This is a genomic window from Pandoraea soli (assembly GCF_902459595.1).
Lineage (GTDB): Bacteria > Pseudomonadota > Gammaproteobacteria > Burkholderiales > Burkholderiaceae > Pandoraea > Pandoraea cepalis.
On the sequence record NZ_CABPSG010000012.1, the window covers coordinates 75,521 to 101,168 of the forward strand.

27 protein-coding genes and 1 pseudogene are annotated in these 25,648 nt (G+C 62.9%); 21 read left to right on the forward strand and 7 right to left on the reverse strand.

What is annotated here, in order from left to right; genetic code table 11:
- Window positions 1–30: 30 nt before the first annotated feature.
- Window positions 31–819, reverse strand: a complete 789-nt coding sequence (otnI, locus tag PSO31014_RS18395) for a 2-oxo-tetronate isomerase (RefSeq protein ID WP_150552930.1) — start codon at window positions 817–819, stop codon at window positions 31–33.
- A 57-nt stretch (window positions 820–876) separates the two neighbouring features.
- Window positions 877–1,383 carry an energy transducer TonB family protein gene (locus PSO31014_RS18400; protein ID WP_150552931.1) on the reverse strand — a complete coding sequence of 169 codons (507 nt, stop codon included), beginning with the start codon at window positions 1,381–1,383 and terminating at the stop codon, window positions 877–879.
- Window positions 1,384–1,682: 299 nt separating this feature from the next.
- Between PSO31014_RS18400 and arsC the strand changes: the two genes are divergently transcribed.
- Window positions 1,683–2,039, forward strand: coding sequence for an arsenate reductase (glutaredoxin) (gene arsC, locus PSO31014_RS18405; RefSeq protein ID WP_150552932.1), 357 nt, complete (start codon window positions 1,683–1,685; stop codon window positions 2,037–2,039).
- Between the two features lie 73 nt (window positions 2,040–2,112).
- Here arsC and PSO31014_RS18410 read toward each other — a convergent pair whose 3' ends face one another.
- A complete protein-coding gene (locus PSO31014_RS18410) occupies window positions 2,113–2,874 on the reverse strand; it encodes a 3'-5' exonuclease family protein (protein ID WP_150552933.1) in 762 nt (253 codons plus the stop codon).
- Window positions 2,871–3,527, reverse strand: coding sequence for an MBL fold metallo-hydrolase (locus PSO31014_RS18415; RefSeq protein ID WP_150552934.1), 657 nt, complete (start codon window positions 3,525–3,527; stop codon window positions 2,871–2,873). The genes PSO31014_RS18410 and PSO31014_RS18415 overlap by 4 nt, the downstream gene beginning before the upstream one ends.
- A 234-nt stretch (window positions 3,528–3,761) precedes the next feature.
- On the opposite strand from PSO31014_RS18415, the gene PSO31014_RS18420 reads away from it, so the two are divergent.
- The 4 genes from PSO31014_RS18420 (at window position 3,762) to PSO31014_RS18435 (ending at window position 7,749) form a co-directional block, all read left to right on the forward strand.
- Window positions 3,762–4,379, forward strand: coding sequence for a septal ring lytic transglycosylase RlpA family protein (locus tag PSO31014_RS18420; RefSeq protein ID WP_150552935.1), 618 nt, complete (start codon window positions 3,762–3,764; stop codon window positions 4,377–4,379).
- 445 nt (window positions 4,380–4,824) lie between these two features.
- Complete coding sequence (locus tag PSO31014_RS18425; protein WP_130027523.1) at window positions 4,825–5,811, forward strand: ABC transporter substrate-binding protein; 987 nt, start codon at window positions 4,825–4,827, stop codon at window positions 5,809–5,811.
- 235 nt (window positions 5,812–6,046) lie between these two features.
- Window positions 6,047–6,952 carry an ABC transporter permease gene (locus PSO31014_RS18430; RefSeq protein WP_026131877.1) on the forward strand — a complete coding sequence of 302 codons (906 nt, stop codon included), beginning with the start codon at window positions 6,047–6,049 and terminating at the stop codon, window positions 6,950–6,952.
- A gap of 2 nt (window positions 6,953–6,954) precedes the next feature.
- Window positions 6,955–7,749, forward strand: a complete 795-nt coding sequence (locus PSO31014_RS18435; protein WP_017233591.1) for an ABC transporter ATP-binding protein — start codon at window positions 6,955–6,957, stop codon at window positions 7,747–7,749.
- 202 nt (window positions 7,750–7,951) lie between these two features.
- Here PSO31014_RS18435 and PSO31014_RS22975 read toward each other — a convergent pair.
- The 3 genes and pseudogenes from PSO31014_RS22975 to rsmI form a co-directional block, all read right to left on the reverse strand.
- A pseudogene (locus tag PSO31014_RS22975) lies at window positions 7,952–8,101 on the reverse strand (type II toxin-antitoxin system RelE family toxin); the annotation flags it as partial.
- Complete coding sequence (locus PSO31014_RS18445; RefSeq protein WP_017233589.1) at window positions 8,088–8,330, reverse strand: type II toxin-antitoxin system Phd/YefM family antitoxin; 243 nt, start codon at window positions 8,328–8,330, stop codon at window positions 8,088–8,090. The pseudogene PSO31014_RS22975 and the gene PSO31014_RS18445, both read right to left, overlap by 14 nt.
- Before the next feature lie 178 nt (window positions 8,331–8,508).
- A complete protein-coding gene (gene rsmI, locus PSO31014_RS18450; protein WP_150552936.1) occupies window positions 8,509–9,393 on the reverse strand; it encodes a 16S rRNA (cytidine(1402)-2'-O)-methyltransferase in 885 nt (294 codons plus the stop codon).
- A 95-nt stretch (window positions 9,394–9,488) separates the two neighbouring features.
- Here rsmI and PSO31014_RS18455 point away from each other — a divergent pair, with 95 nt between their 5' ends.
- The 16 genes from PSO31014_RS18455 (at window position 9,489) to soxX (ending at window position 25,322) form a co-directional block, all read left to right on the forward strand.
- Window positions 9,489–9,842 (forward strand): YraN family protein, encoded by a 354-nt coding sequence (locus tag PSO31014_RS18455; protein WP_150552937.1) that lies wholly within the window; start codon window positions 9,489–9,491, stop codon window positions 9,840–9,842.
- Between the two features lie 154 nt (window positions 9,843–9,996).
- Complete coding sequence (locus tag PSO31014_RS18460; RefSeq protein WP_017233586.1) at window positions 9,997–10,584, forward strand: phosphoheptose isomerase; 588 nt, start codon at window positions 9,997–9,999, stop codon at window positions 10,582–10,584.
- Between the two features lie 118 nt (window positions 10,585–10,702).
- Complete coding sequence (locus PSO31014_RS18465; RefSeq protein ID WP_150552938.1) at window positions 10,703–11,470, forward strand: BON domain-containing protein; 768 nt, start codon at window positions 10,703–10,705, stop codon at window positions 11,468–11,470.
- Between the two features lie 414 nt (window positions 11,471–11,884).
- Entirely contained in the window at window positions 11,885–12,850 is a 966-nt protein-coding gene (locus PSO31014_RS18470) for an NAD-dependent epimerase/dehydratase family protein (protein ID WP_150552939.1), read from the forward strand.
- Between the two features lie 111 nt (window positions 12,851–12,961).
- Complete coding sequence (locus tag PSO31014_RS18475; RefSeq protein WP_150552990.1) at window positions 12,962–13,522, forward strand: sugar transferase; 561 nt, start codon at window positions 12,962–12,964, stop codon at window positions 13,520–13,522.
- A 79-nt stretch (window positions 13,523–13,601) separates the two neighbouring features.
- On the forward strand, window positions 13,602–15,485 hold the full coding sequence (locus tag PSO31014_RS18480; protein ID WP_246176786.1) for a polysaccharide biosynthesis protein: 1,884 nt from the start codon (window positions 13,602–13,604) through the stop codon (window positions 15,483–15,485).
- Between the two features lie 77 nt (window positions 15,486–15,562).
- On the forward strand, window positions 15,563–16,846 hold the full coding sequence (locus PSO31014_RS18485) for an FCSD flavin-binding domain-containing protein (RefSeq protein ID WP_150552991.1): 1,284 nt from the start codon (window positions 15,563–15,565) through the stop codon (window positions 16,844–16,846).
- Between the two features lie 328 nt (window positions 16,847–17,174).
- Window positions 17,175–18,809, forward strand: coding sequence for a ShlB/FhaC/HecB family hemolysin secretion/activation protein (locus PSO31014_RS18490; RefSeq protein WP_246176793.1), 1,635 nt, complete (start codon window positions 17,175–17,177; stop codon window positions 18,807–18,809).
- A 392-nt stretch (window positions 18,810–19,201) separates the two neighbouring features.
- Window positions 19,202–19,549, forward strand: coding sequence for an ArsR/SmtB family transcription factor (locus tag PSO31014_RS18495; protein ID WP_150552942.1), 348 nt, complete (start codon window positions 19,202–19,204; stop codon window positions 19,547–19,549).
- 157 nt (window positions 19,550–19,706) lie between these two features.
- The gene (gene soxC / locus PSO31014_RS18500; protein ID WP_150552943.1) at window positions 19,707–21,074 is read left to right on the forward strand and encodes a sulfite dehydrogenase; all 1,368 of its coding nucleotides are present in this window, start codon (window positions 19,707–19,709) and stop codon (window positions 21,072–21,074) included.
- Complete coding sequence (locus tag PSO31014_RS18505) at window positions 21,058–22,251, forward strand: c-type cytochrome (protein ID WP_150552944.1); 1,194 nt, start codon at window positions 21,058–21,060, stop codon at window positions 22,249–22,251. The genes soxC and PSO31014_RS18505 overlap by 17 nt, the downstream gene beginning before the upstream one ends.
- Window positions 22,252–22,334: 83 nt before the next feature.
- Complete coding sequence (locus tag PSO31014_RS18510; RefSeq protein ID WP_150552945.1) at window positions 22,335–22,664, forward strand: c-type cytochrome; 330 nt, start codon at window positions 22,335–22,337, stop codon at window positions 22,662–22,664.
- A gap of 135 nt (window positions 22,665–22,799) precedes the next feature.
- Window positions 22,800–23,267 carry a thiosulfate oxidation carrier protein SoxY gene (soxY, locus tag PSO31014_RS18515; RefSeq protein WP_150552946.1) on the forward strand — a complete coding sequence of 156 codons (468 nt, stop codon included), beginning with the start codon at window positions 22,800–22,802 and terminating at the stop codon, window positions 23,265–23,267.
- Between the two features lie 31 nt (window positions 23,268–23,298).
- Window positions 23,299–23,610 (forward strand): thiosulfate oxidation carrier complex protein SoxZ, encoded by a 312-nt coding sequence (soxZ, locus tag PSO31014_RS18520; RefSeq protein ID WP_150552947.1) that lies wholly within the window; start codon window positions 23,299–23,301, stop codon window positions 23,608–23,610.
- Window positions 23,611–23,866: 256 nt separating this feature from the next.
- Window positions 23,867–24,652, forward strand: a complete 786-nt coding sequence (gene soxA / locus PSO31014_RS18525; protein ID WP_425494890.1) for a sulfur oxidation c-type cytochrome SoxA — start codon at window positions 23,867–23,869, stop codon at window positions 24,650–24,652.
- A 19-nt stretch (window positions 24,653–24,671) separates the two neighbouring features.
- Window positions 24,672–25,322 carry a sulfur oxidation c-type cytochrome SoxX gene (gene soxX / locus PSO31014_RS18530; protein ID WP_150552948.1) on the forward strand — a complete coding sequence of 217 codons (651 nt, stop codon included), beginning with the start codon at window positions 24,672–24,674 and terminating at the stop codon, window positions 25,320–25,322.
- The last annotated feature ends 326 nt before the right edge of the window (window positions 25,323–25,648 follow it).

Here is a 25,648-nt window from a genome sequence, read left to right on the forward strand (position 1 = left end):
TCGGCATTGTCAGCACGGCGATTCGATAACTTATCGGGTGGCCCTGAGCCACGGTTTGAGCCAGCCCAGTCCGGCCCGCGTTGCACCCTGCGGGCGATATTCGCACCCGACCCATCCCGCGTAGCCGAGTTCGTCGAGCAGACGGAACAGGAACGGATAGTTGACTTCCCCGGTGTCGGGTTCGTGACGCGCAGGCACGCCTGCCACCTGCACATGGCCGATATTGGCGATGTGCTGGCGCAGCTTGACCGCCAGATCACCCTCGACGATCTGGCAGTGGTACACGTCGAACTGCACCTTGAGATGGCTCGCGCCGACCTCCTGACGAATGGCCTGGGCCTGATCCTGTCGTGTCAGGAAATAGCGCGGAAAGTCGCGCGGATTGATCGGTTCGATGAGAATCGTGACGCCATGCGCGGCAGCCTGTCCGGTCGCGTAGGCGAGATTGTCGAGATAAACGTCCCGGCAGCGTTCGAGCGACGCGCAGGGGTCGGGGCATCCGGCCATCACGTGCAGTTGGCGGCAGCCCAGCGTATCGGCATAGTCGAGCGCGCGTTCGAGGCCGTCCCGAAACTCCGCCTCGCGCCCTGGCAGCGCAGCCAGCCCGCGCTCGCCGTTCGCCCAGTCGCCGGCCGGGGTGTTGAACAGCACCTGCGTGAGCCCCGCGTCGTCCAGACGCGCCCGCACCTCTTGTGCGGGATGATCGTAAGGGAACAGACATTCCACGCCCCGGAAGCCGTCGCTCGCGGCCTCGCGAAAACGCTCCAGAAACGGCACTTCCTGATAAAGCAGGGTCAGGTTCGCGGCAAATCGCGGCATGAGCATCTCCGTCGCCCGGCGCCGGCCGGGCAGGGTGGATCGATGCCTGTCACGATATCACTGCCCGTCGATCTGAGGCGCTGCCACGCTGCGCAACTGAAAGCGCCCGTCGTCGTTGAAGAGCCACGTTTCAACGGCGCGCACGCGTCCGCTGCTGTCGACCAGCGCCCGGCTCGGCATCGGCAACGGGCTGGCCCGTCGCAGGCTCGTCACGGCGATGCGCTCCGCTTCCTGGTCGCCATTGCTGCGATACAGCGCCACGCTCGTGATGTTCCCGTTGCGGTCCACCCAGTACTCGAGCGACACCACCGAGCGCAGCATCGGCTGGGGATTGCCCGGGGTGATCTGGCGGGCGTTGACCGCCGTCACGCGTTGCGCCGCGGCGATCTTGTACTGATCGAGCGCCGTGTACGGGACCCGGGCGGGCGTCAGGTTGAGGACGAGCGGCTGTTTGGGCTCGAAATCCGGATTGGCGCAGCCCGACACCGCCAGAACACAGGCGATGACGGTGAAGCCTCCGGCGGCATGCGGTGCCCGCCGGCGTTGAGAAGGTTGCGCATACATACGTCGTCTCCCGCAACATTCGCGACACTTGTCTTCTTGTTCGTCTACCGGGCGGGGAGCGGTCTCGCGGATCGCGAATTTGTCCGCGCGAAGCGACTCTCAACGCAACGCGAAGCCCTCATTGCCTATCTTAGGTGGCCCACGCGTGCCGCGCAGCGCGGTTAACACGTAGGTGTCGATGCGCACCCGGATGTCGGCAAGTGGCGGTATCCGGCGATACCATGCATACTCGCCGTCGCCCGTGTCAGGCGCGCACGGCGACGTCGCGCCCGACGCCTTTTGAACGCATTGGAGGGACCATGATTACCGTGTATCACAACCCGCGCTGCTCGAAGTCGCGCGAGGCGCTGGCCCTGGTGGAAGGTTCGCCGGCGGTGGGCGGGAGCGATCTGCAGATCATCGAGTATCTGAAGACGCCGCCGACGCTCGCCGATCTCAAGCGTTTGCACAATCTGCTGGGTGTGCCGGTGCGCGAAATGATTCGCAGCAACGAAACCGAGTACGCAGAGCTGGGATTGGCCGACACGGCAATGACCGACGACGCCTTGCTCGCCGCCGTGGCGGCGCATCCGAAGTTGTTGCAGCGGCCCATCGTGGTCAACGGCGACAAGGCTGTGATTGCGCGTCCGCCCGAGTTGGCGAGCCAGGTGCTGTAATCGGGCGATGGCGGAAGCTGGCCCGACGCGATTCGCGTCGAGCCCCTCACGCATGGCACCGCGCGACCCTGGTTCAGCCGTGGGCCGCGCTGTCCTTGCCGGGGCCGGCGTCTGGCGATTCGGCGTCCGCAACCGCCTCGGCCGCCGCTTGTGCCGCGGCCGACCTGAACACCGGCGCGTCGGCATTCGCCGTGAGTCCGGCGCCGCGCCAGCCGGGGAGTTCGGTCAACGTCTTCTGCTGCTCGCGCAGCTCGGCGAGCATGTTGCAAAAGAGAGCGCCTTGTTCGAGCGCGTCGTCGAGCGCCACGTGCGTGTGCGGCAGCGGGTCGAGCCAGACGGGCGGCAGCCGGGGCTTGATGCACTTGCGGTAGGGCATGCCGGTCATGGCGAACGCGAGCGTCTTGATGTCGAGCGCCGACCATGAAAACGGACAACGGCCGACGAAACGCATCATGTACCAGAACATGAACGTGAAATCGAACCCTGCCGGATAGGCGACGAACACTGGCTTGCCCGGCAGCTTCTCTACCCACTTCACATACGCCTTGAGCGCCTTGGTCGGGTCTTCCTGATCGACGCGGCAGGCCGCCCACGCGTCCGGCTCGGTCTTCCACCACTTCATCGTCAGCGGATGCCCCTTCGCTTCCGGCAGACATTCGAGGTTGGCGCTGAACGTGCCGATCAACTCCTTGTCGGCCGTGTACGCCGCCGACGCGAAACTCAGCATCGAATGCGGGCCGGGGATCGGGCCGTCGGCCTCGACATCCGTGCTGACGAAGATCTCCTCGTCGGCGGGAATGATGCGCGAGGGGGTATGCGACACGGCCTCGCTCATGCGGCACTCCCGGCAAGCACGGCATCGGCCACGTACGGATTGGTCTGACGTTCCTGACCGAACGTGGAGACAGGGCCGTGCCCGGGAATGAAGGTCACGTCGTTGCCGAGCGGCCAGAGTTTGTTGCGGATCGACGCGATCAGGTCGGCGTGGTTGCCGCGCGGAAAGTCGGTGCGGCCAATGGAGCCGGCGAAGAGAACGTCGCCCACACTGGCCAGGCGCTCGTCCGCCGAGAAGAACACGACATGACCCGGCGTATGCCCCGGGCAATGCAGCACGTCAAGGGTGACCTCGCCGAATGTGACCGTGTCGCCGTCACCCAGCCAGCGGTCGGGCGTAAACGGCTGTGGTTCGGGAAAGCCGAAGCGCGCGCTTTGCGTCTGAAGCTGGTCGATCCAGAACGCGTCGTCGGGATGCGGGCCTTCGATCGGCACATCGTACTTCTCGGCAAGTGCGCCCGCGCCGCCACAATGGTCAAGGTGGCCGTGCGTCAGGAAGATTTTCTCGAGCGTCACGCCCTGGCGTTCGATCTCGCCGACGATCCGATCGATGTCGCCACCGGGGTCGACCACGGCGGCGCGCTTCGTCGCATCGCAGACGAGCAGGGTGCAGTTTTGCTGGAAAGGCGTGACAGGAATCAGAGTGACGTTCATGGGATATCGGGGACGCAGTTTTCGCCTATTGTAATTCGGGCGCGAGGGGACCCGCCGGGCGCGTCGCAATCGACGACACGCCTGAGCGCTGCTCGCCAAGCGGGTCGGAGCGCCTGAGCGAGCCTTGTTCGATGAGACCGATCAAGCCTGTGCGATGCCGATTCAGCGAGTCTCGGCGCGTAAGTGAACGCTCGCTGATAGGTTGCATTTTGCGTCGTGTTAAACTTGCGCGCTATGCGAACACGCGAGATCCTCACACGGTTCGCGGTCGGCTGCGCCCTCGCCCTGACGTTGACAGCCTGCACAACGCCGCTCGAACCCCTCAGCCCCACGGCTGCCGCCGCTTCGGCGACAGGCGCGCGCGCCCGTGCGCGCGAGGCCAACGCGCCGGTCGGGTCGAACTTCGATCTGCAGTGGCCCGGCAAGTCGTATCGTACCGAAGGTCTCAGTCCGGGCGATCCCGAAGCGCCGGATCGCGACGGCGAAGCGCATCTGCGCGCCGACGCCGGCACGTTTTACCAGACTGGCATGGCGTCCTGGTATGGCAAGAAGTTTCATGGACGTCGCACGGCCACCGGCGAAACGTTCGACATGAACGAGCCGACCGCCGCGCATCCGACGTTGCCGCTGGGCAGCTTTGCGCTCGTGCGCAATATCGCCAACAACAAGACTGTCGTCGTCAAAATCAACGATCGCGGCCCCTACGCGCGCAATCGCATCATCGACCTTTCCTACGGGGCGGCCAAGCAGCTCGGCTTTATTCGCGCCGGCCACGCCAAGGTCGAAATCCGCCGCCTCTCCCGCACCGAAGTCGCCGCCCTCGGCCTGGACGACAGCAAGAACGCGCCCTGACGCGACCCGGCGTACGCGCGTCGTCGCGGCGCCTCGTTTCCCTACGGCCGATTCTGAAATCGCGTTGATGGCTTCCCAAGCCGCGGGATGCTCGCCGCACATTTGTTGTGCAAAATCCATCTATTCCGTGTAAAAAATCGCGCATTATTCCGATTTTCGCCGCATCTGATAGAGCGAATGCCACGCATGAATGTGCGCGCATCGGAAATTTGACGACCAAATCGACTAATTTTTTTCCGATTGCCGCATCAATCTGCCAGCGATTCGGCGCAACCTGATATTCCACGGGCCTTCCAGGCGGTTGCGTTGGCAACCGTTGTTCGCTCAGGGGGATGTGGGTAGACTGTGCCCCACGCGCCGGTGCACGTTTTGTGTGCATCCGAATGAGACCCGGCGAGACACGGGCTCAGCGCACCTATCAAAGAGCATTCCTGGAGGAGTTTTGATGTCGACGATGGGCAAATTCGCCAAGCGCACCCTGCTGTGCGCCGTGGCCGCAACGTTGTTGGGCACGACCGGCGCGGCCTTCGCGCAGGGGACAAAATCGGTGGCCGTATTGGCGATCGTGGAGCACCCGGCGCTGGACGCCATCCGCGATGGCGCACGCGACGAACTCAAGGCGGAAGGTTATGAGGTCGGCAAGAACCTCAAGTGGGAATACCAGAGCGCACAGGGTAACGTCGGTACGGCCGCGCAGATCGCCCGCAAGTTCGTGGGCGACCAGCCGGACGTGATCATCGGCATTGCCACGCCCACGGCGCAGGCCGTGGCGGCCGCGACCAAGTCCGTGCCGCTGGTCTACTCGGCCGTGACCGATCCGGTCGCGGCGCAACTGGTCAAGAATTGGGCGCCGTCGGGCACCAATGTGACCGGTGTGTCCGACAAGCTGCCGCTGGACAAGCAGGTCGCGCTGATCAAGCGTGTCGTGCCGAACGCCAAGCGTGTCGGCATGGTGTACAACCCGGGTGAAGCGAACTCGGTCGTGGTCGTCAACGAGTTGAAGAAGTTGCTGCCCGCTGCCGGACTGACGCTGGTCGAAGCGGCCGCGCCGCGCACCGTCGACATCAGCTCGGCGGCCAACAGCCTGGTCGGCAAGGTCGATGTGATCTACACGAACACGGACAACAACGTCGTGTCGGCGTATGAATCGCTGGTGAAGGTGGCCAACGACCGCAAGATCCCGCTGGTCGCGTCGGATACCGATAGCGTGAAGCGCGGCGCCATTGCGGCACTGGGCGTGAACTACTACGACCTGGGCCGTCAGACCGGGAAGGTGGTCGGGCGCATCCTGAAGGGAGAGAAGCCGGGGGCGATTGCCTCGCAGACCAGCTCGAATCTGGAACTGTTCGTCAACACGGCGGCGGCCGCCAAGCAAGGCGTGACGCTGTCGGACGATCTGGTGAAGGAAGCCAAGACGGTCATCAAGCAGTAAAGCATGCGTGAGCGCGGTAAGGCGGGGTGATACCTCCCCGGCTCACCGCAGCGCGACAGGGCGGCGCCCGGACACCCTCTGTCCCCGCCGCTCTTTTCCTATCGAATGGGTGGGACGGCTTCCCCCGACAGCGGTCGCACAACGACCGGCGATGTCCCGAACTGGCCGACGTCGGCCGTGTGAGCGCTGATGCCGAGACCCGGCATGGGCCGTCTTGCGCAGTGGAATTACGACAATGTCTCTTTTTTCTATGATGGGCGCCCTGGAGATCGGTCTGATCTTCAGTCTCGTGGCGCTCGGGGTGCTGATTTCCTTCCGCATCCTCAATTTCCCTGATTTGACCGTCGACGGCAGTTTCGCCCTGGGCGGCGCGGTCGCGGCTACGCTGATCGCCGGCGGCACCAATCCGTTCGCCGCCACCGTGGCGGCGATGGCGGCGGGCGCGCTGGCGGGCTTCATCACCGGGTGGCTCAATGTGCGCCTGAAGATCATGGATCTGCTCGCCAGTATCTTGATGATGATCGCGCTCTATTCCGTGAACCTGCGGGTGATGGGGGCGCCGAACGTGCCGCTGATTACGTCGCCGACCGTTTTCACGATGCTCCTGCCGGATAACGTGTCCTGGTTGCCGGACTATGTGACGCGCCCGCTGTTGCTGCTGGCCGTGGTCATCGTGGTGAAGCTTGGACTGGATTACTTCTTTCTGTCGCAACAAGGCCTGGCGATGCGCTCGACAGGCGCGAATTCGCGCATGGCGCGGGCGCAAGGCGTGAATACGGGTCACGAGATTCTGGCGGGCATGGCGCTCTCGAATGCGCTGGTGGCGCTTGCGGGCGCATTGTTCGCGCAATCGCAGGGCGGCGCGGACATCTCGATGGGGATCGGTACCATCGTGATCGGCTTGGCGGCGGTCATCATTGGCGAGACGATTCTGCCGGCTCGACGCCTCATTCTCACAACGTTGGCGGTGGTGGTCGGTGCGGTGCTTTACCGCTTCTTCATCGCGCTCGCACTCAACAGCGATTTCATCGGTCTGAAGGCGCAGGATCTGAATTTGGTAACGGCATTGCTCGTGGCGGTGGCGTTGGTGCTGCCGGCAACGCGCCGCAAGCTGTTCCCCCGCAAGAACGGAGGTGCCTGATCATGCTGAGCGCAAAAGACCTCAAGATCACTTTCAATCCGGGCACGCCCATCGAGAACCGTGCGCTGCGCGGCATGTCGCTGGACATCCCGACGGGCCAATTCGTCACCGTGATCGGTTCGAACGGTGCAGGCAAGTCCACGTTCCTGAATGCCATCAGCGGCGACTTGCGGGTCGATTCGGGCACGATTTCCATCGACGGTAACGACGTCACGAAGAAGACGGCGTGGCAGCGGGCGAGTCAGGTGGCGCGCGTGTTCCAGGATCCGATGGCCGGCACCTGCGAGGCGCTGACCATCGAGGAAAATATGGCGTTGGCGGTCAAGCGGGGCGAACGCCGGAGCTTCGGGTTCGCGCTGAATCGGGAGCTGCGTGAGCGGTTCCGCGAGAAGCTGAGCCTGCTCAACCTTGGGCTGGAGAACCGGCTCTCGGACCGTATCGGGCTGCTCTCCGGCGGTCAGCGTCAGGCGGTGAGCCTGTTGATGGCGTCGTTGCAGCCGTCGCGGATCTTGCTGCTCGACGAGCATACGGCCGCGCTGGACCCCAAGACGGCGGCGTTTGTGCTGGAACTGACGGCGCGCATCGTGCAAGAGAGCAAGCTGACGGCGATGATGGTCACGCACAGCATGCGTCAGGCACTGGATTACGGCGACCGCACGGTGATGCTGCACCAGGGCAAGGTCGTGCTGGACGTGTCGGGCGAGGAACGCAAGGGTCTGGACGTTCCCGATTTGCTGCAGATGTTCGAGCGCACCCGCGGCGAACAACTCGACGATGACGCGCTGCTGCTGAGCTGACGCGCTGGCCTGCCAGAAAACAAACCCGCTTCGGCGGGTTTGTTTCATTATCGGCGGCGTCACTGAACGCGTTTTCGGGCCGTGCGATAAGTCGCAAGGTGCTCTCGTTTGCCGACGGCGACCACCAACACGGTGAGACGGCTTTGTCGTCGACTCGGTAGACGAGCCGGTATCCCACCGATGCGAGTTTGATCTTGTAGCAGTCCGGCATCGACCTCAGCCGACTGCCGGGAACTTGGGGTCTTTGCAGCCGTTGCTGCAACTTCGCTTTGAACTGGCGCTGGATCGTGGGATCGAGCGCCTGCCACTCCTTGAGGGCAGAGGGTAGGAATTGCAGGTCATAGGTCGTCAAGCTGGGTACTCACCGGCGTTTCGCCGGCGCGTGAACGGATAAGGTCGGCGAGTTCAGCGTCATCGAGCCGCTCGCAGATCGCTTCCCAATCCGCTGCGGGGACGAGATAGGCGACCGGCGTGTTCCGGTTCAGGATGGCGACGGGGCCATCGGCTCGATGGATGGCGGCACTGGGGTTCGATTTCAATTCGCTGATTCCGATCGATGCGCGGGCAAGGATGTTTTTCATGTGACATCTCATCAGGCCCGGGGGGAGGCGGCCGATTCGCTGACGCGTACCAGCCGAGACCCTGAGATCGAGCCAATCATAGAGGGAATATCGAAGGGAGAGTTTGGGGAGTCGCTGAGAATTTCTCCAGAAACGTCCGAATCTTTAGGCCTCAAAAAACGTATCCCCCGCGGGGCGATCAACCATTTTTGAGCGCCAGCGCTCGCTCGTAAAGCGCGTTCTTGGGTGCGCCGGTGATCGCGGCGGCGAGCTTCGCGGCACTTTTCGTCGGCAGTTCAGCCACCAGCAACGCGAGCACGCGCTGCGCTTCGGCGTCGACACCATCTTCGCTAGCGCTCGCTGCCGCGCCCGATACCGCCAGCACGAATTCGCCGCGCTGACGGTTCGCGTCCGCCTTCAGCCAGGCCACGCCTTCGCTCAGCGCACATTCGTGAATCTCCTCGAAGCGCTTGGTCAATTCACGTCCGATCAACAGTCGGCGCGCGCCGCCCAATCCATCGGCGAGTGCCGCGACCGTCTCCACGATCCGATGCGGCGCTTCGTAGAAGACCTGCGCCGAGGTCGCCCCTGCAAGCGCAGCAATCGCGTGGGCACGTTGCTGCGCCTTCGACGGCAGGAAACCCACGAACATGAACGTCTCCACCCAGGCGCCGGCCGCCGAGAGCAGCGTAATCACCGCGCTCGCGCCTGGTACCGGCACCACGCCGAGCCCCGCCGCACGCACCGCATCGACCAGTCGCGCGCCGGGATCCGAGATGCCCGGGGTGCCTGCGTCTGAAATATAGGCGATGCGCTCGCCACCCCGCAGACGCTCGACCAACCGCGTCGCCACTTCGTTTTCGTTGTGCTGATGGGCCGCAATCAACGGCTTGTCGATGCCGTACCGCTGGAGCAACTGCGCGCTATTGCGCGTATCTTCACAGGCGATAGCGTCAACCATCCCGAGGATGTACAGCGCTCGCACCGTGATGTCGGCGGTATTGCCCAACGGCGTGGCGACGACATACAGCGTGCCCACCGGGTAATGCTGGCCCTCGGCCAGGGACATCAGGCGTTCATCCATGGCGTCGCACTACCGCAAACGGCGTCGTTGCCGTGCGGGGCACACAGGCGTTGGTAGCACCGGCAGCGCCGGCAACGGAAAACATCGGAACAACCATGTCGAATCAGTTAGGAGAATCGTTCGAGGGCCACGCTCAGGCGTTGCTGGAGCGACGCGGCTGGCGGCTCGTCGCGCGCAATTATCGGTGTCGCGGCGGCGAAATCGACCTCATTATGCGGGATTGCGTGGGTGTACTGGTATTCGTCGAGGTGCGTGCCCGCGCGCGCAGCGACTTCGGCGGGGCCGCCGAGAGCATTACGCGCGCCAAACGCCGCCGTCTGGCCTTGGCCGCGCGTCACTATCTGCTGCGGCGTCCCGCGGGGCGTTGTCGTTTCGACGTGGTGACGTTCGACGGGCGTCCGCCCGTGGTGCGCTGGCTGCCCGACGCTTTCCGAGCCGACGATCTCTGACGAAACCCGTGTCCGCCGGCCTGTTACACTTGCGAACGCGCCGTTTTCAAGATTTTCAAGACTGATACGGCCTTTGAACGCCGGCCGATGCAGGCGAGTGCCTTCGGGCACCCATGCAAGGCCGGCCGCTTTTGCGACACCCTGGCAAACGACCATGTCGATCGAACGAATTCAGCAACACTTCACGGATAGCGTCGAGACCAAGCTGGCGGCGCGCGACGCACTGCCCGAATATATCGCCGCCGCCGCGGACGTCATGTTCGAAGCGCTGTCCAACGGCAACAAGATTCTCGCTTGCGGTAACGGCGGCTCGGCCGCCGACTGCCAGCACTTCGCGGCCGAACTCGTCGGCCGCTTCGAGCGCGAGCGCCCCGAATTGCCGGCCATCGCGCTGACCACGGACTCGTCGATCCTGACGGCCATCGGCAACGACTACAACTTCGACGCCATCTTCTCGAAGCAGGTGCGCGCGCTCGGGCATGAGGGCGATGTGCTACTCGCCATCACCACGTCGGGTAATTCCGGCAACGTGCTCGCCGCCATTGAAGCGGCGCACGAACGTGGCATGCACGTGATCGCGCTGACCGGCAAGGGCGGGGGCAAGGTCAATGCGGCGCTGGGTGAGCTGGACGTGCACATCTGCGTGCCGGCCGATCGTACCGCGCGCATTCAGGAAGTTCACCTGCTCACGATTCACTGCCTGTGCGACCTGGTCGACGCGATGCTGTTCGGCGAAGCGTGAACCTATTGCCGTCATTCGGCGTCAAGAGCATGACAGGTACTGCGCCGCGGGGGCGGGCGGTGCCGGCTGGGCGCGGCGGGGGCCGTCCCGTTCGATCATCCAACAAGGAGAATGCCCGATGAATTTCCAACGCGTGGTCAAGCCGCTCGCCGCGGCGGCGTTGATTGCTGCAACCCTGGCCGGTTGTGCCCCCATCATTCTCGGCGGTGCCGCGACCGGCGCACTCGTCGCCACCGACCGCCGTTCCGTCGGCGCGCAGACGGAAGACCGTGAAATTCAGATCAAGGCCGAAGCCAATACCGCGAATAACCTGCCAGACGCCGCCCACGTCAACGTAACGGTCTTCAACCGTCGCGTGTTGCTCACCGGCGAAGTTCCGAACGACGCCAGCAAGCAGCGCGCCGTCGAAATCGTCAAGCAGATCAGCAACGTGCGCGGTATTGTCGACGAACTTGCCATCGGACCGGCCAGCTCCTTTGGTTCGCGCTCGAACGACGCGTGGATCACCAGCAAGGTCAAGGCCAACCTGATCAACACGAAGGAAATCTCGGCCAACGTCTTCAAGGTGGTCACCGAGCGTGGCGACGTGTATCTGCTGGGCCTCGTCTCGGAAGAGGAAGGCCGCATTGCCGCCAACGTGACCAGCCGTATCGACGGGGTGCAGAAGGTCATCAAGCTGTACGAATACATCAAGCCGGAAGAGGCGCAGCGCCTGTCGACCGAGGCCTCGAAGAACCCGGCCCCGGTGACTGACGATTCGAGCGCCGCGGCGGTCACGACCACGCCGATCGACACCGAAACGGTCACGGCCAAGCCGTTGGCCTCGCCCGCGCCGATCAGCGACGCACCGATCAAGCCCGGTCCGTCGAACAAGACCGGTGACTGATTGCGGGATCATCGCACTGAGCACCCCGCCCGACGATGCTGGGGATAACCGACCGGTTTTCCCCGCGCAAGCGGCAACGTGATCTGTGCGAAGGGCGCTGGACGCTCTGGGGCTTGTCGCCCGCGATTCCGAACGCGAGAATCAATTTCCTGTTGGCTGTGATGCTCGGGCTTTCAGGCAATTGCGCCCGCACGGGTGATCGCGAGAAGGCCTGCTCCAGCGCACTGCGGCATTGCGGTGGATTATAGTTGGCAACATGTTGCTCGAATTCGCCCGTCATTCGGGCCCGTGCGGGTAAGCGCGGCTATCATAGAGCCCTTCAACATTGAAGTCCTGCAAACGAATTGAAAGGGTTTCGACACGATTCCGACCATTCGTCGTAGCGACTGATGCGTAAATCCGAACAATTAACGAATGATGGTTAGCATTCTGGTGACCGGTGCGAGTGGCATGGTGGGCGCCGCGGTAGTGGAGCGCTTGCAGCGGGACGTGGGCATTCATGTGGCAGGCGCCGTCCGTCGAGAGGTCGCTGGCGGTCATCTGTCAAACTTCCGAATTACTGGCGATATTGGACCTGAGACGGACTGGACAGCGTCGTTATCCGGCGTGGATGTTGTTATCCATTGTGCTGCGCGCGTGCACGTCATGGGTGAGCACAACGGCGACGAAGCGTTGCGCAAGTTCCGTGAAGTGAACGTTGCTGGCACAGAGCGCCTTGCACAAGCGTGTGCACGTGCGGGCGTTCGACGACTTGTGTTTGTGAGTTCAGTCAAAGTGAACGGCGAAAGCACAAGCCAGCGAGCGCCTTTCAGGCACGACGATCCGCCTGCGCCCCAGGATGCTTACGGCATCTCCAAGTGGGAGGCCGAGGCCTCGCTGTGGGGGGTGTCGAAGAAGACGGGCCTCGAAGTTGTCGTCGTACGTCCCCCATTGGTTTATGGGCCGGGTGTGAAGGCCAACTTCCTGCGCTTGATGCAAGCCGTTGCGCGTGGCGTGCCGCTGCCATTTGGGGCCGTCCGGAACCTGCGGAGTATGGTTTACGTTGCGAATCTTTCCGACCTATTGGCGGTCGCCGCCACGCACCCGGGTGCGGCGGGACATACATTCATGGTGTCTGATGGGGACGATCTAAGCACTCGGCGCTTGATCGAAGGCCTTGCCAAAGCTATGGGCGTGCGGCCTCGATTGCTGCCTGTGCCCTGCGGTTGGATGCGTGCGTCGGCCAGAATTCTCGGAAAAGCAGCAACCAGCGATCGCGTGCTGGGATCATTACAGGTCGACATCGAGCATACCCGTCGCCAACTTGGATGGAATCCGCCTTGCACGGTCCACGATGGCTTGCAGGAAACGGTTGCTGCCTGGCGTAATTCGCAATGTTGAGATGAATCGATGGCCGGTCGCCCGGCGATCGGCCAGACAATATTGTTTCAGAACTTCACCCTGTATCGTCCCCCGAACGTAATCGAGGATAAGCAACAGTCTTTGAGCTCTATGAAACGCGTATTCGATTTTTTCGTGGCACTTTTCGCCGGACTGCTACTTCTGGTGCCGATCGCAATCGTCGCCGTAATTGTGCGTGTAACATCACGCGGGCCGGCGCTATACTGGTCAGACCGCGTTGGGCGAAACAACCAGATTTTTCGCATGCCAAAATTCAGATCGATGCGCGTCGATACGCCCGCGGTTGCAACCCATCTTTTGGCGAATCCGGCGTCGTGTCTTACGCCTATTGGTGGCATGCTGCGCCGCACGAGCCTTGATGAGTTGCCGCAGATCTGGAGCATTCTACGTGGCGACATGAGCTTGGTTGGGCCTCGCCCCGCCTTGTTCAATCAAGACGATCTCATCGAATTGCGCACGCGATACGGCGTTCATGCGTTGCGCCCGGGATTAACGGGTTGGGCACAGATCAACGGACGAGACGAGCTTCCTATTCCAGTTAAGGTCGAGTTCGATGTGCAGTATCTGAAGCGTCGTAGCTTTCTGTTTGACATCAAAATTCTGGTAGCGACTTTCTTCAAAGTACTGCGCCGGGATGGCGTGTCTCATTAATTGGCGGTGGAGGTGTCGAAAAGTGCTTAAGTTCATCACTAATTTGCCGCGAACCGTTAAAAGTTCGGTAATGGTGTGTATGGACGCGCTGCTGCTGCCGTTCGCGCTTTGGGCTGCAATCGGATTGCGTCTGGATGTCTGGCATTTTCCACAGATTTATTCGTGGTGGGTCTATCCGATTGTATCGATTGTCGCGATCCCGATCTTCGTCCGCCTAGGTCTTTATCGGGCGGTCATTCGCTATATCGAAGCGCGGGCGATGATGATGGTGATGGTGGCAGTTACGGTCGCGGTCTGCCTTTTCGCTGCGGTCCTCGTGTTTCTCACGCTGCCTCCGGTGCCGCGTGGCGCCATGCTGATCTATTGGATGATGGCAACGCTTTTCATCGGCGGTAGTCGTTTCCTTGCACGTGCCATTTTGCAGAAGACTACCTCTTCGAATCTGCGGCATGACCGTCAGTCCGTCGTCATTTACGGCGCCGGAAGTTCAGGGCGCCAGTTGGCTGTTGCGTTGCGCGCAGGGCGCGATTTTCAGCCCATCGCTTTTGTTGACGATTCGACGGCTCTGCAGGGGATGCAAATTCTGGGCTTGAAGACATACCCGGCAGACGAATTACCCCAGTTGGTTGGACGTTTCGGAATCCGACAGGTATTGCTTGCGATTCCGTCGGCCGGCCGTTCACGCCGTTTGCAGATCATCAACCAGCTCGAACCGCTGAAGGTTGAGGTGCGTGTGATACCTGGAATGTCGGATCTAGTCGACGGCGTTGTGAAGGCTGAAGATATCCGGGAAGTTGAGATCGACGACTTGCTCGGACGTGAGATCGTTCCTCCCCAGCAGGATTTGCTAAAGGCCAACATCTTCGGAAAACACGTAATGGTGACGGGCGGCGGCGGTTCTATCGGTTCCGAGTTATGCCGTCAAATTGTGTTAGGCCGCCCCGCCTCGCTGGTGCTCTATGAGCAATCCGAGTTCGCGCTGTATTCGATCGAACAGGAACTGGAGGCGATTATTACCAATAAGCGCCTGGGCGTGCGCCTTATATCTGTGCTGGGATCAGTTCGTGACGAAGCGCGTCTGCGTGACGTTATGGCGTCGTGTGGAATTCAGACGGTATATCACGCAGCCGCCTACAAACACGTGCCCATCGTCGAGTTCAACATTACCGAAGGCATTCTGAACAATGTCTTCGGCACGCTGGCCACGGCGCGTGCTGCTATTGCGACTGATGTTGAAATCATGGTGCTCATTTCGACGGACAAGGCTGTCCGGCCGACGAATATCATGGGGGCAAGCAAGCGTTTCGCTGAGTTGATACTCCAAGCTTACGCGAACGACCCGTCCGTACCCACCCGTTTTTGCATGGTGCGATTCGGGAATGTGCTCGGATCGTCGGGTTCTGTCGTGCCGCTGTTCCGCAAGCAGATCCTGAGCGGAGGGCCTGTAACAGTGACCCATCCCGACATCACTCGATATTTCATGACCATCCCCGAGGCTTCACAACTCGTTATCCAGGCGGGCGCGATGAGTCAGGGTGGGGAAGTGTTTGTGCTCAATATGGGGGAGCCCGTAAAGATTTCCGATCTCGCTCGGCGCATGATTCACCTCAGCGGTTTTTCGGTTAAAGAAGACGCGTCGCCTGACGGCGACATTGAAATCCGGTTCTCGGGGCTTCGTCCTGGCGAAAAACTTTACGAAGAGCTGCTGATTGGGGAGGACGTTTCCGGAACGCGCCATCCGAAGATCATGATGGCGACGGAGGACTTCTTTCCGCGCGACAAGCTTTCGACAATCATTACTCGTCTGTTCGAGGCTTGCGAGAAGAACAACCATGACGAGATTGTGCGTATCCTTCGCGAGTGTGTTTCAGGGTTTCGCATGGTCAACGAAATACAGGATCACCTTTATGGCTTGAATGCGCCGCAACTCCCAAATGCGGGCGGAACTGCAACTATTCACTAATCTATCAGCGCACGGCGCTGATGTCTCGGTCGCATCGCGCCTCGCCGATATCCTCTGTAGGGAATGAGTACCCGATGATGCGTCGCCGCGACCTTCTACTTGGTACCTTGGCCGCGACGTTCTGCCGTAGCGTGGGGGCGGCGAATGCCGGTAATGCCTTGTCGCGGAAAGCGCACGTCGTTGTCGTTGGCGGAGGATTCGGCGGGGCGACGGCAGCCAAGTATCTGCGATTGCTCTCGAGGAATACGCTACGCGTTACGCTTATCGAACCGCGCGAGTCATTCGTCAGCTTGCCGCTTTCGAATCTCGTGGTGGGGGGCAATCGGCGAGTCGCCGATCTGACGATCGCGTATGAGGCTTTGACACGTAGGCATGGCGTGGAATGGCGTCGCAGTCGCGTGCAATCGTTCGATGTCTTGCGTCGCGCTGTGCACTTGGACGACGGCGCGACACTTACATATGACCGGCTGGTATTGTCGCCAGGGATCTCGCTTGACCGTGGGGCGATCGCTGGCCTGGATGCAAAGGATTTGGGCGGCAGCTTGCCGGTCGGATGGACTGATGCGACTGAGGCAGCAAAGATTCACGCCGCGCTGGCCGCAATGCCGGACGGCGGCGTATTCGCCATGACGATTCCAGAGGCACCGCTACGATGTCCGCCGGCGCCATACGAACGGGCCACGCAGGCGGCCCATTGGCTCCGCGTTCACAATCCTCGCGCCAAAGTGCTTGTCTTTGACGCAAACGCCGACATTCTCTCTGAGGCGAATCAATTCCGAAGCCTTTGGGCGTCGCACTTTGGCGATTCGCTTGAATACCACCCGCAATTCAATTGCACGGAAGTCGTCCGCAACGCAGGAAAGTATGAGGCCCGCTTCGAGTTAGGCGAGAAGGTGGCAGTTGATGCACTCAATGTCATTCCCCCGATGTCCGCGGCTGATATAGTGGTGCAGGGAGGGCTCGCCACGGCGAATGGCCGGTGGTGCGATGTCGATTTCCTGACTTTCGCCTCGAAAGTCGCGCCGCGCGTTCACGTGTTGGGCGACGCCATTCAGATCGCGCCACAGATGCCGAAGTCGGGGCAAATGGCAAATCAGCACGCCAAAGTTTGCGCAGCGGCGATTGTCGCGGAATTGGCTGACCGCCCGGTCAATCCAGCGCCGGTGTGTTTCAATCTGTGCTTCAGCTTCGTCTCGAATGACGAGGCAATGCATATCGCTGGTGAGCATCGCTACGACCCGGTGCAACGAACCATGCTCCCAGTGCCGGCGAAGTCGGATGTCTCGATTCGGCCGACTCGAGACGATTTCGTGCGCGGAATGGCATGGGCGCAAGGCATCTGGGCCGACATGCTGGCGTGACGCGGATGCCGGCGGCATTCGCGGTCGTCGAGGCGCGTTTGGAGGTGAGTCTCTAAGCGGCGCAACGACCGTGCCACCGGAGTGCGTGATCGCGTTGTTGTGTGGGCGCCGCATCTCGGCAAATTCCTTCGTTGACGGGGCCTCACGCCTCTCGGTTACACTGGCCGCACGAAAAAATAAGCATATAAGGGGCACAGGGATGGCGCATTGCCAGGGAGAGTCCCGTCTTGCGCCACGCGTCGCGCGTGGGGATTCGGTCAAGTCGGTCCGTAGCCGCAGAGTCGTTCAAGTCGTCACCTTATCGTTTTGCACCGTCGGTCTGCTAAGCATGCAGACCGCCCGGGCCGACGGCAGCCCGGTGCGTGGCGATCCATTGCAAAGCATTCCGAAGATCGAGGTGCCCAAGGCACCGGCCGCCACCTTTCGCATTCAACCGCCGACGCAGGAAGACGCCCTCAAGTCGCTGCTCGCGCGCAAGATCACCCCGCAGCGTTTCGGCATCGAAGGCGTCAAGTCGCTGCCGTTCGCCGACGTGGCCGGGGTTTTCGCGCCGCTGGCCGGCAAGGAAGTGACCATTGGCGATCTGGTCGAAAAGGCCAATCAGGTCACGAAAATGTATCAGGACGCGGGCTATCTGCTGTCCTTCGCCTTCGTGCCCGCGCAAGACTTCAACGACGGCTTCGTGCGCGTGACGGTCGTCGAAGGCTATATCTCGAGCACGAAAATCACCGGCAAGCCGGGGCCGTCGGAACCGCGGTTGCGCGACATCGCCGCGCACATCGAGGCGGAGCGTCCGCTCAAGCGCGCCACGTTCGAGCGTTACCTGAACCTGCTCACGCTCGTGCCCGGCATGAAGATCAAGGCCGACGTGCAGCCGCCCACGCAGACCGACGGCGCGACCGAACTCTCGCTCGACGTCACGCGCCAGCCCGTGGCGCTGGGCACGTCGCTCACCTATAACAACCCCGGTATTCGCGGCGTGTTCACGGTGACGAGCAACGCGCTCACCCCCCTCGGCGAACAGATCCAGCTCACCGCCATCGCCCCGAAGGGGCATAACGACGAAGAGTTCTATGCGGCGTCGTACGTCCAGCCGCTCGGGTCGAACGGCTTGCAGGCGCGCGTGGATGCATCGCACTATCGCGGGCAGCCGGACGATCAGGCGCTCGCCGGTTTGACGCGACACCTCGATACCAAGCGTGTCGCCGTGAACGTGTCATACCCGATCCTGCTGAACAACCAGCGCAACCTGACGGTCAGCGGCGGCATGTACGGCGTGAATTCGCGCGATCGCTACGAAGTGCCGAATTCGCCGAACAACATCAATTCACAGACGAACGTGCGCGCCGCGCAGGTGCAGCTCTCGTACAACGAGGTCACCGAGAAGCAGACCCGCAGTGCCACGTTGGGGGTGTTCAAGGGCTTTACCGGGATGGGCGCGAGCCAGTCGTACACGACGCAGCCGGCCGGCGTCGCGCAAGTGCTCGGTCCCTACGATCTCGGCTTCTGGCGCTTCACGCTCGACGGCAAGCAGGGACTCGTGCTGCCATGGGAGTTCGGTGTCGTCGTCTCCGCGGGCGCGCAGTACAGCAGCAACACGCTGCCGACGTCCGAACAGGCGACGTTCGGCGGTCAGCGCTTCGGCCTCGGTTATCCGGCAGGCGAAATCGCCGGGGACAAGGGCTGGGGGGCGTCGATCGAACTCAATCGGATGTTCCGCACCGACTTCCGCTTCCTCAAGACGATCCAGCCGTACCTGATGCTCGATACGGCGCGCGTCTATCTGAGTTCGGGGCAGTTGTTCCACAACCAGCTCGCGTCCGTGGGCCTGGGTGTGCGGCTCTCCGACAGCAAGTACTACTCGCTCGACCTGTCGGTCGCCAAGCCGATGGCCGACGCGCCGACCAACTCGCCGAGCCGTCCGCTGCGGTTCAATGCGAACTGGTCATATCAATTCGAGTGAGACGGGCGGGCGATTCGTCGCCCCACCGTCACGCCCAAGGGGCGCAATCCGCAAAATGGGGTTCTCTCGCGCGCCGTCCCTGGGCACTTTCTTATCGGGTTTTTCCCTGATGCTTCCACCCGCCGGGTCGTCATGCGTGCTGTCGCGCCTGATGGCACGCGCGTCGTTGCACGTCGCGCAATCGACTGCTGGGTGGTGCGCTATATCTTTGGGTATACATGGCAACGCGCCTGACCAGTGCGAAATTTGCGACATCCACCGCGACCCATCGGCCGCCGGCTTGCTGCAGTGCAGCTTGCTTCCTTCGCCCGTTATTTTGATTATCTGTATATGCGTCTTTAGGCATATACGAAATTCCCTGTGCCAGCATACGAACTCAAAGACTGACCGTCATGGAAGAACTCGATCGCGTATTCGAAAAGGTGTCGCACTATTTCAGCCTGCTGTCCGAGCCGACCCGGTTGCGGATTCTGCATGCGCTGTGCGGTGGCGAGCGCTCGGTGAACGAGGTGGTGACGCAGGTGGGGTCGTCGCAGACGAACGTATCGCGGCATCTGGGGGCGATGTATCAGGCGGGCGTGTTGGCGCGCCGTCGCGACGGGAACCAGGTGTATTACGCGATCGCGGATACCGGGGTGGTCGAGATCTGCCGTGCGGTGTGCGTGCAGGTCGCCGGCCGACTCGAGGAGGAGGCGCTGCCGGAGCGTGCCGTCGATGGCTTCATGCCACGCGCGAACTGACACACGCCGCAGGTCGTGGCAACACCGTAGCACCGCAGCGCGGCAATACCCGTAGGTCAGTGCGGCAACCAGACCGCACCTATCGATTCGAACGCAAGCGGTAAGCCGTCTGTGTCCTCGCGACGCTGGCGGACGCCACAAAACGCGAGGAGACAGGGTGAGCAAGACCAGCGATAGCGCATCGCGAGCCGGCCGTTTGCGCCGGGCTCCGGAGAACTTCGTCGACAGCACGCTCGCCGACGACATCGCCCGTGACGGGTTGAGTCCCACCCGACGTAGCTTCCTGCAGCGCAGCTTCCTGGCCGCCGGTGCCGCGCTCACGGGCGGTGCGGCCTTCGCCGCCGACGCGCCCAAGGCCGCCGGGGATCCGATGATTCTCGAGCCGCGTCCGTGGGCCACGTCGCTCGGCCAGCCGGTCGCGGCGCGTCCGTACGGCATGCCGTCGAAATTCGAGGCGAACCTGCAACGCCGTCAGTCGCCGGGGCTCACGCAGACGGCGCAGGCATCGGTGGCGTTCACCCCGTTGCAGGGCCTGTTCGGCATCATCACACCCAGCGGCCTGCACTTCGAGCGCCATCACCAGGGCTGGCAGGAGATCGATCCGACGCAGCATCGCCTGATGGTGCACGGCCTCGTGCGCGAAGCGAAGGTGTACACGATGGACGACATCATGCGCCTGCCGTCCGTGTCGCGCATGCACTTCATCGAATGCGGCGCGAACACCGGCATGGAGTGGGGCAATGCCGCCGTGCCGACCGTCCAGTACACGCACGGCATGCTGTCGTGCTGCGAGTTCACGGGCGTGCCGCTGTCGGTGCTGCTCGACGACGTGGGCGCCGACACCCGGCGCGGCCAATACCTGCTCGCCGAAGGCGGCGACGGCTCCGGCATGACCCGCACGATCTCGATGGAGGCGGCGCTCTCCGATGTGCTCGTCGCCTGGGGCATGAACGGCGAAATGCTGCGTCCCGAGAACGGTTATCCGCTGCGGCTGGTCGTGCCCGGTGTGCAGGGCGTGTCGTGGGTAAAGTGGCTGCGTCGCATCAAGGTCGGCGACACACCGTGGAATACCAAGGATGAAACGAGCCATTACGTCGACCTGATGCCCAACGGCCAGCATCGCCAGTACACATCCATCCAGGAGTGCAAGTCGGTCATCACGTCACCCTCCGGCGGACAGGCGTTGCTCGATCGCGGCTATTTCAACGTGACGGGTCTTGCGTGGTCGGGCCGGGGCCGCATCAAACGGGTCGACGTGTCGACCGATGGCGGCAAAACGTGGCGCGCGGCGCGGCTCGAATCGCCCGTGCTGCCGAAGTGCCTCACGCGCTTCAACTTCGACTGGCAATGGGATGGCTCACCGGCGCTGCTGCAAAGCCGCGCCGTGGACGAGACGGGCTTCGTGCAGCCGCGTTATCGGCAGTTGCGTGAAGTTCGCGGCACGAAGTCGATCTATCACAACAACGCGATCCAGACGTGGCAAGTGGCGGCGAACGGGGAGGTGACCAATGTCCACGTCGATTGAACGCAAGTGGCAGCCCCTCATGCGCCGACGCGTGCAGTCGGTGGTGCTTGCCGGACTGTGGGCCGCCGCCTTGGCGCTCGCGGGTCTGACCGTCGCGGCCTGGTTTTCGGCCCCGGCGCAGGCGGCGCCGAGCCAGACGCCCATCAAGACGCCGGCCGGGATCGGACGCGACGCCACGCCGGCCGAATTGAGCGCGTGGAACATCGATGTGCGCCCCGACTTCAAGGGATTGCCCAAAGGGCAGGGGTCCGTCGCCGACGGCCAGAAGGTGTACGACGCCCGCTGTGCGTCGTGTCACGGCACGTTCGGCGAGAGCAACGAGGTGTTCAACTCGCTGGTGGGCGGCACCACAGCCGACGACATCAAGACCGGGCACGTGGCGTCGCTGCTCGCGAACAATCAGCCGGTGCGTACCACCTTCATGAAGGTCGATACGATCTCGACGATCTGGGATTACATCCGCCGCGCCATGCCGTGGAACGCGCCGCGTTCGCTGAAGCCCGACGAGGTATACGCGGTCACCGCCTACCTGCTGAATCTCGCGGAGATCGTGCCGTCGGACTTCGTCCTGTCGGACAAGACCATCGGCGACGTGCAAAAACTGATGCCCAATCGCAACGGGATGACCCGCGCGCACGGCATGTGGCGCGTGGGCGACAAACCGGATACTCATAACAAGGCGTGTATGCAGGATTGTCCTGAGGCTGGTATCGTGACGTCCGCACTCCCTGCGTACGCCCGCGACGCACATGGAGATCTGGCCGCGCAGAACCGGATCATCGGTCCGGTGCGCGGTGTCGATACGAAGCTGCCGCCGCTGTCGGGCACTGCCGCGCAAAATGCGTCGGTGCGCAAGACGGCGGCCCTCGCCACGCTAGGCATGGCGAGTCTGGACGCGCCGGCCCAACCCGCCGCTGCGACGTCATCGGCAGCAACGCTTGCGGACAAGAACGGTTGCCTGGCCTGTCACGGCGTGACCGACAAGAAGATCGGACCCGCCTTCTCGGAGGTCGCCACCAAGTACCATGGGCAGTCGGATGCGGCTGAAAAACTGGTGGCGAAGATACGTGCCGGGGGCGCCGGCAACTGGGGCAGCATGCCGATGCCGCCGCAGTCGCAGGTCGCCGAGACCGATGTCCGTACGATGGTCGACTGGATTCTCCGTGGTGCACATTGAGCGGGCAGGGGGTTCGACGGACGCGCCGAGGTTTTCGGGCCGCCGCGGGACCCCTGTCCCCTACACAAATCGAAGGAGATACGATGAAGAAGATGCTGATCGCCGCGGCCATGCTGGCCGGCACCTCGCTGGCGCATGCCGGTGTCGATGTCGCAGCGGCGACCAAGCTCGCGGGTGCCAATGCCTGTATGGGTTGCCACGCCGTCGACAAGAAGTTGGTGGGCCCGGCCTATCAAGAAGTCGCTGCCAAGTACAAGGGTGACAAGGGCGCGGTGGACAAGCTGGTCAAGAAAGTGAAGGGCGGCGGTTCGGGCGTCTGGGGTCCGATCCCGATGCCGGCGCACCCGAACCTGTCGGATGCCGACGCCAAGATCCTCGTCGAGTGGGTCCTGGCCGGCGCCCCGGCGAAGTAAGACCGGGGCAGGGGGCTCGCCGGCACGCCGCCAGTCATGACAGGCGGCGGGTCAGGCGAGCGAACGGCGGCCGGTGTGTTGCGTGCCTCTCGCACACGTCATACCGGCGGCCCTCAGAGAAGGAAACACACAGAGATGAACCAACAGCGACGCGACATGCTGCGGTTTTCCGCGGTAATGGGACTGGCGGTAGCCGCCGGGCTGATCAAGCCCGAAGAGGCGCGCGCGGCAGAGGCGCATTGGAACAAGGCGGCGTTCTCGACCCGGAGCGTGGCCGACACGGTCAGGGCCCTGGGCGGCACGGGCACCAGCCCGAGCGATCTGGTCGTGCTGACCGCGCCTGACATCGCCGAGAACGGTGCGGTCGTGCCGGTGGCGGTGGCGAGCAAGGCGCCGAATACGCAGATGATCGCGATTCTGATCGAGAAGAATCCGAATACGCTTGCGGCGTCGTTCCAGATTCCCGACGGCACCGAACCGGCGGTGACCACGCGCGTGAAGATGGGCCAGACCTCGAAGGTCTACGCGCTCGTCAAGGCGGACAACAAGTACCTCGTGGCCGAGAAGGAAATCAAGGTCACGCTGGGCGGCTGCGGCGGTTAAGCGACGCATCGTAGAACAGAGGAGCCACAACATGGGTAATCCGATGCGCATTCGCGCAACCGAGGCCGGCGGTGTCGTCGAGGTCAAGGTGCTGATGAGCCACATCATGGAAACCGGCCAGCGCAAGGACGCTTCCGGTAATATCGTCCCGGCACACTTCATCCAAAACGTCACGGTGACTTGCAACGGGAAGACGGTGCTATCGGCCGAATGGGGCCCGGCGGTCTCGAAAGATCCGTTCATGTCGTTCAAGTTCAAGGGCGCCAAGAAGGGCGACAAGGTCACGGTGATGTGGGTCGACAACAAGGGCGATTCGCGTACCGACGAGACGACCATCGCCTGACGGGCGGATGTCGGCCGGCGTGCGGCGGCGAGTCACAGGCGCTGCCATGCGCGTTCGGCCGGGTGGGACGGCGTGATGAAACATCCGCGCCGCGCGGTGTGCAAGCACGAGCGCTCCCGGGGAGATTCCCTGTTGCGCGGACCAACCCCACGAAGAGGAGATCGAGATGAACGAGGCGCAACATAGCGCACGGGCGAGCCAACGAATGAGCACGGCAGGACGCGCAGCGTGGCTGCGGCGGACCGTGCTCGGCGGCATGCTCGTCATCGCGGGCGTCAGTGCCCCCGCATTCGCTGCCGAAAGCTCGACGGCGGACGCCATCGCGCAATACCGCGAAATGCTCGCCGACGGCAATCCGGCAGAACTCGTCGAGATGCGCGGCGAGGAACTCTGGAAGACGCCGCGGGGACCGAACAACGTGTCGCTCGCGCAGTGCGACCTGGGGCTTGGCGCGGGCGTCGTCAAGGACGCCTACGCGCAACTGCCGCGCTACTTCCCCGATACGAAGCGCGTGCTCGATGCCGAGTCGCGCATCGTCGAGTGCATGGTGCATCTGCAGGGCTTCAAGCGCGCGGACGTCATCAAGCAACCGTTTTCCAAGGAAGGGCAGGATCCGACCGATCTCGAAGCGCTCACCGCCTATGTGGCGGGTCAGTCGCGCGGCGCCATCATTCACGTGTCGCAGGCGCGCAAGGAAGAGAAGGATGCTTACGCGCGCGGTCAGAAGATCTTCTATTACCGTTCCGGTCCGTACGATTTCTCGTGCGCGTCGTGCCATGGGGCGGACGACAAGCGCATCCGTCTTCAGGATCTGCCGAACCTGACCAAGCCCGCTGCGGCGAGACAGGCGTTTGCGACGTGGCCGGGTTATCGCGTCTCGCAGGGTGCGCTGCGCACGATGCAGTGGCGGATGAACGACTGCTTCCGCCAGCAGCGCATGCCTGTGTTGAATTACGGCTCGCAGGCGTCCATCGACCTGATTACCTTCCTCGGCGTGATGGCCAATGGCGGCAAGATGGACGCCCCTGGCCTGAAGCGCTGACCGATTGCGAGGCACACCCATGAAATCATTCGCATTGCGCGCGACGGGCGTCGCGCTGGCAGCGGCCGGGGCACTCGTCGTCGGCATGGCCTTCGCGCAGGACGGGAGTCCGAAGCTGGTGAGCGGCACGACCGACGCGGCCGTCGTGCAGGAGTTGCGCGATTCGTTCACCGCCTCGGGCATTGCGCAGCTTGACCGCATCGATCAGAGCGAGCTGCAGAAGCTGTGCACGCAGTACGCGACCAAGCCGATGCCGGCGAAGGTGGCTGAGCGTCTGCAAAAATCCGAGATGGCGAAGGTCAAGGCACCGGCCGACGGCCAATATCTTGGCGACTGGAAGGAAGGCGAGAAAGTGGCCCAGAACGGTCGTGGCCTGCAGTTCACCGACAAGGCCGATACCGTCAACGGCGGCAACTGCTACGCGTGCCACCAGTTGACCAAGAGCGAGATCTCGTTCGGCAACATCGGTCCGTCGCTGTATCACTACGGCAAGCTGCGGGGCGATTCGGCCGAGGTGGTCAAGTACACGTGGGCGAAGGTCTACGACTCGCACAGCTACATGGCTTGCTCGAACATGCCGCGTTTTGGCGCAGCGGGCATCCTGACGGAAAAGCAGTTGAAGGACGTCATGGCGTTGCTGCTCGACCCCGCGTCTCCCGTCAACCAGTAAGCCACCGCCGTTCCGGCGGGCGACCCGAGATCATTGCGATCGACGGTCGCCGCCGGCTTCCGGAGCGCTGCATGACATCCCTGAAATTTCCGATTCGAGCCGCTGATCGTCGCCGACCGTTGCGGTGCTCGCGCTCGCGTGCGGGGTGGCGAGGTGGGCGTGTGCTCGCGTTTGTCGCAGACTCGCCTGTTGCGCGAATGACCTTTTGGCAAATGGGTGCACACGTGATGCGGCGTTTGGTGTGGGTTGTTTTTGAGGCCTGCGGAGTGTGTCGAACGCGCCATGTTGCACGACGAAGCGGCATTGACCGGCTCGGGCGTTTGAGA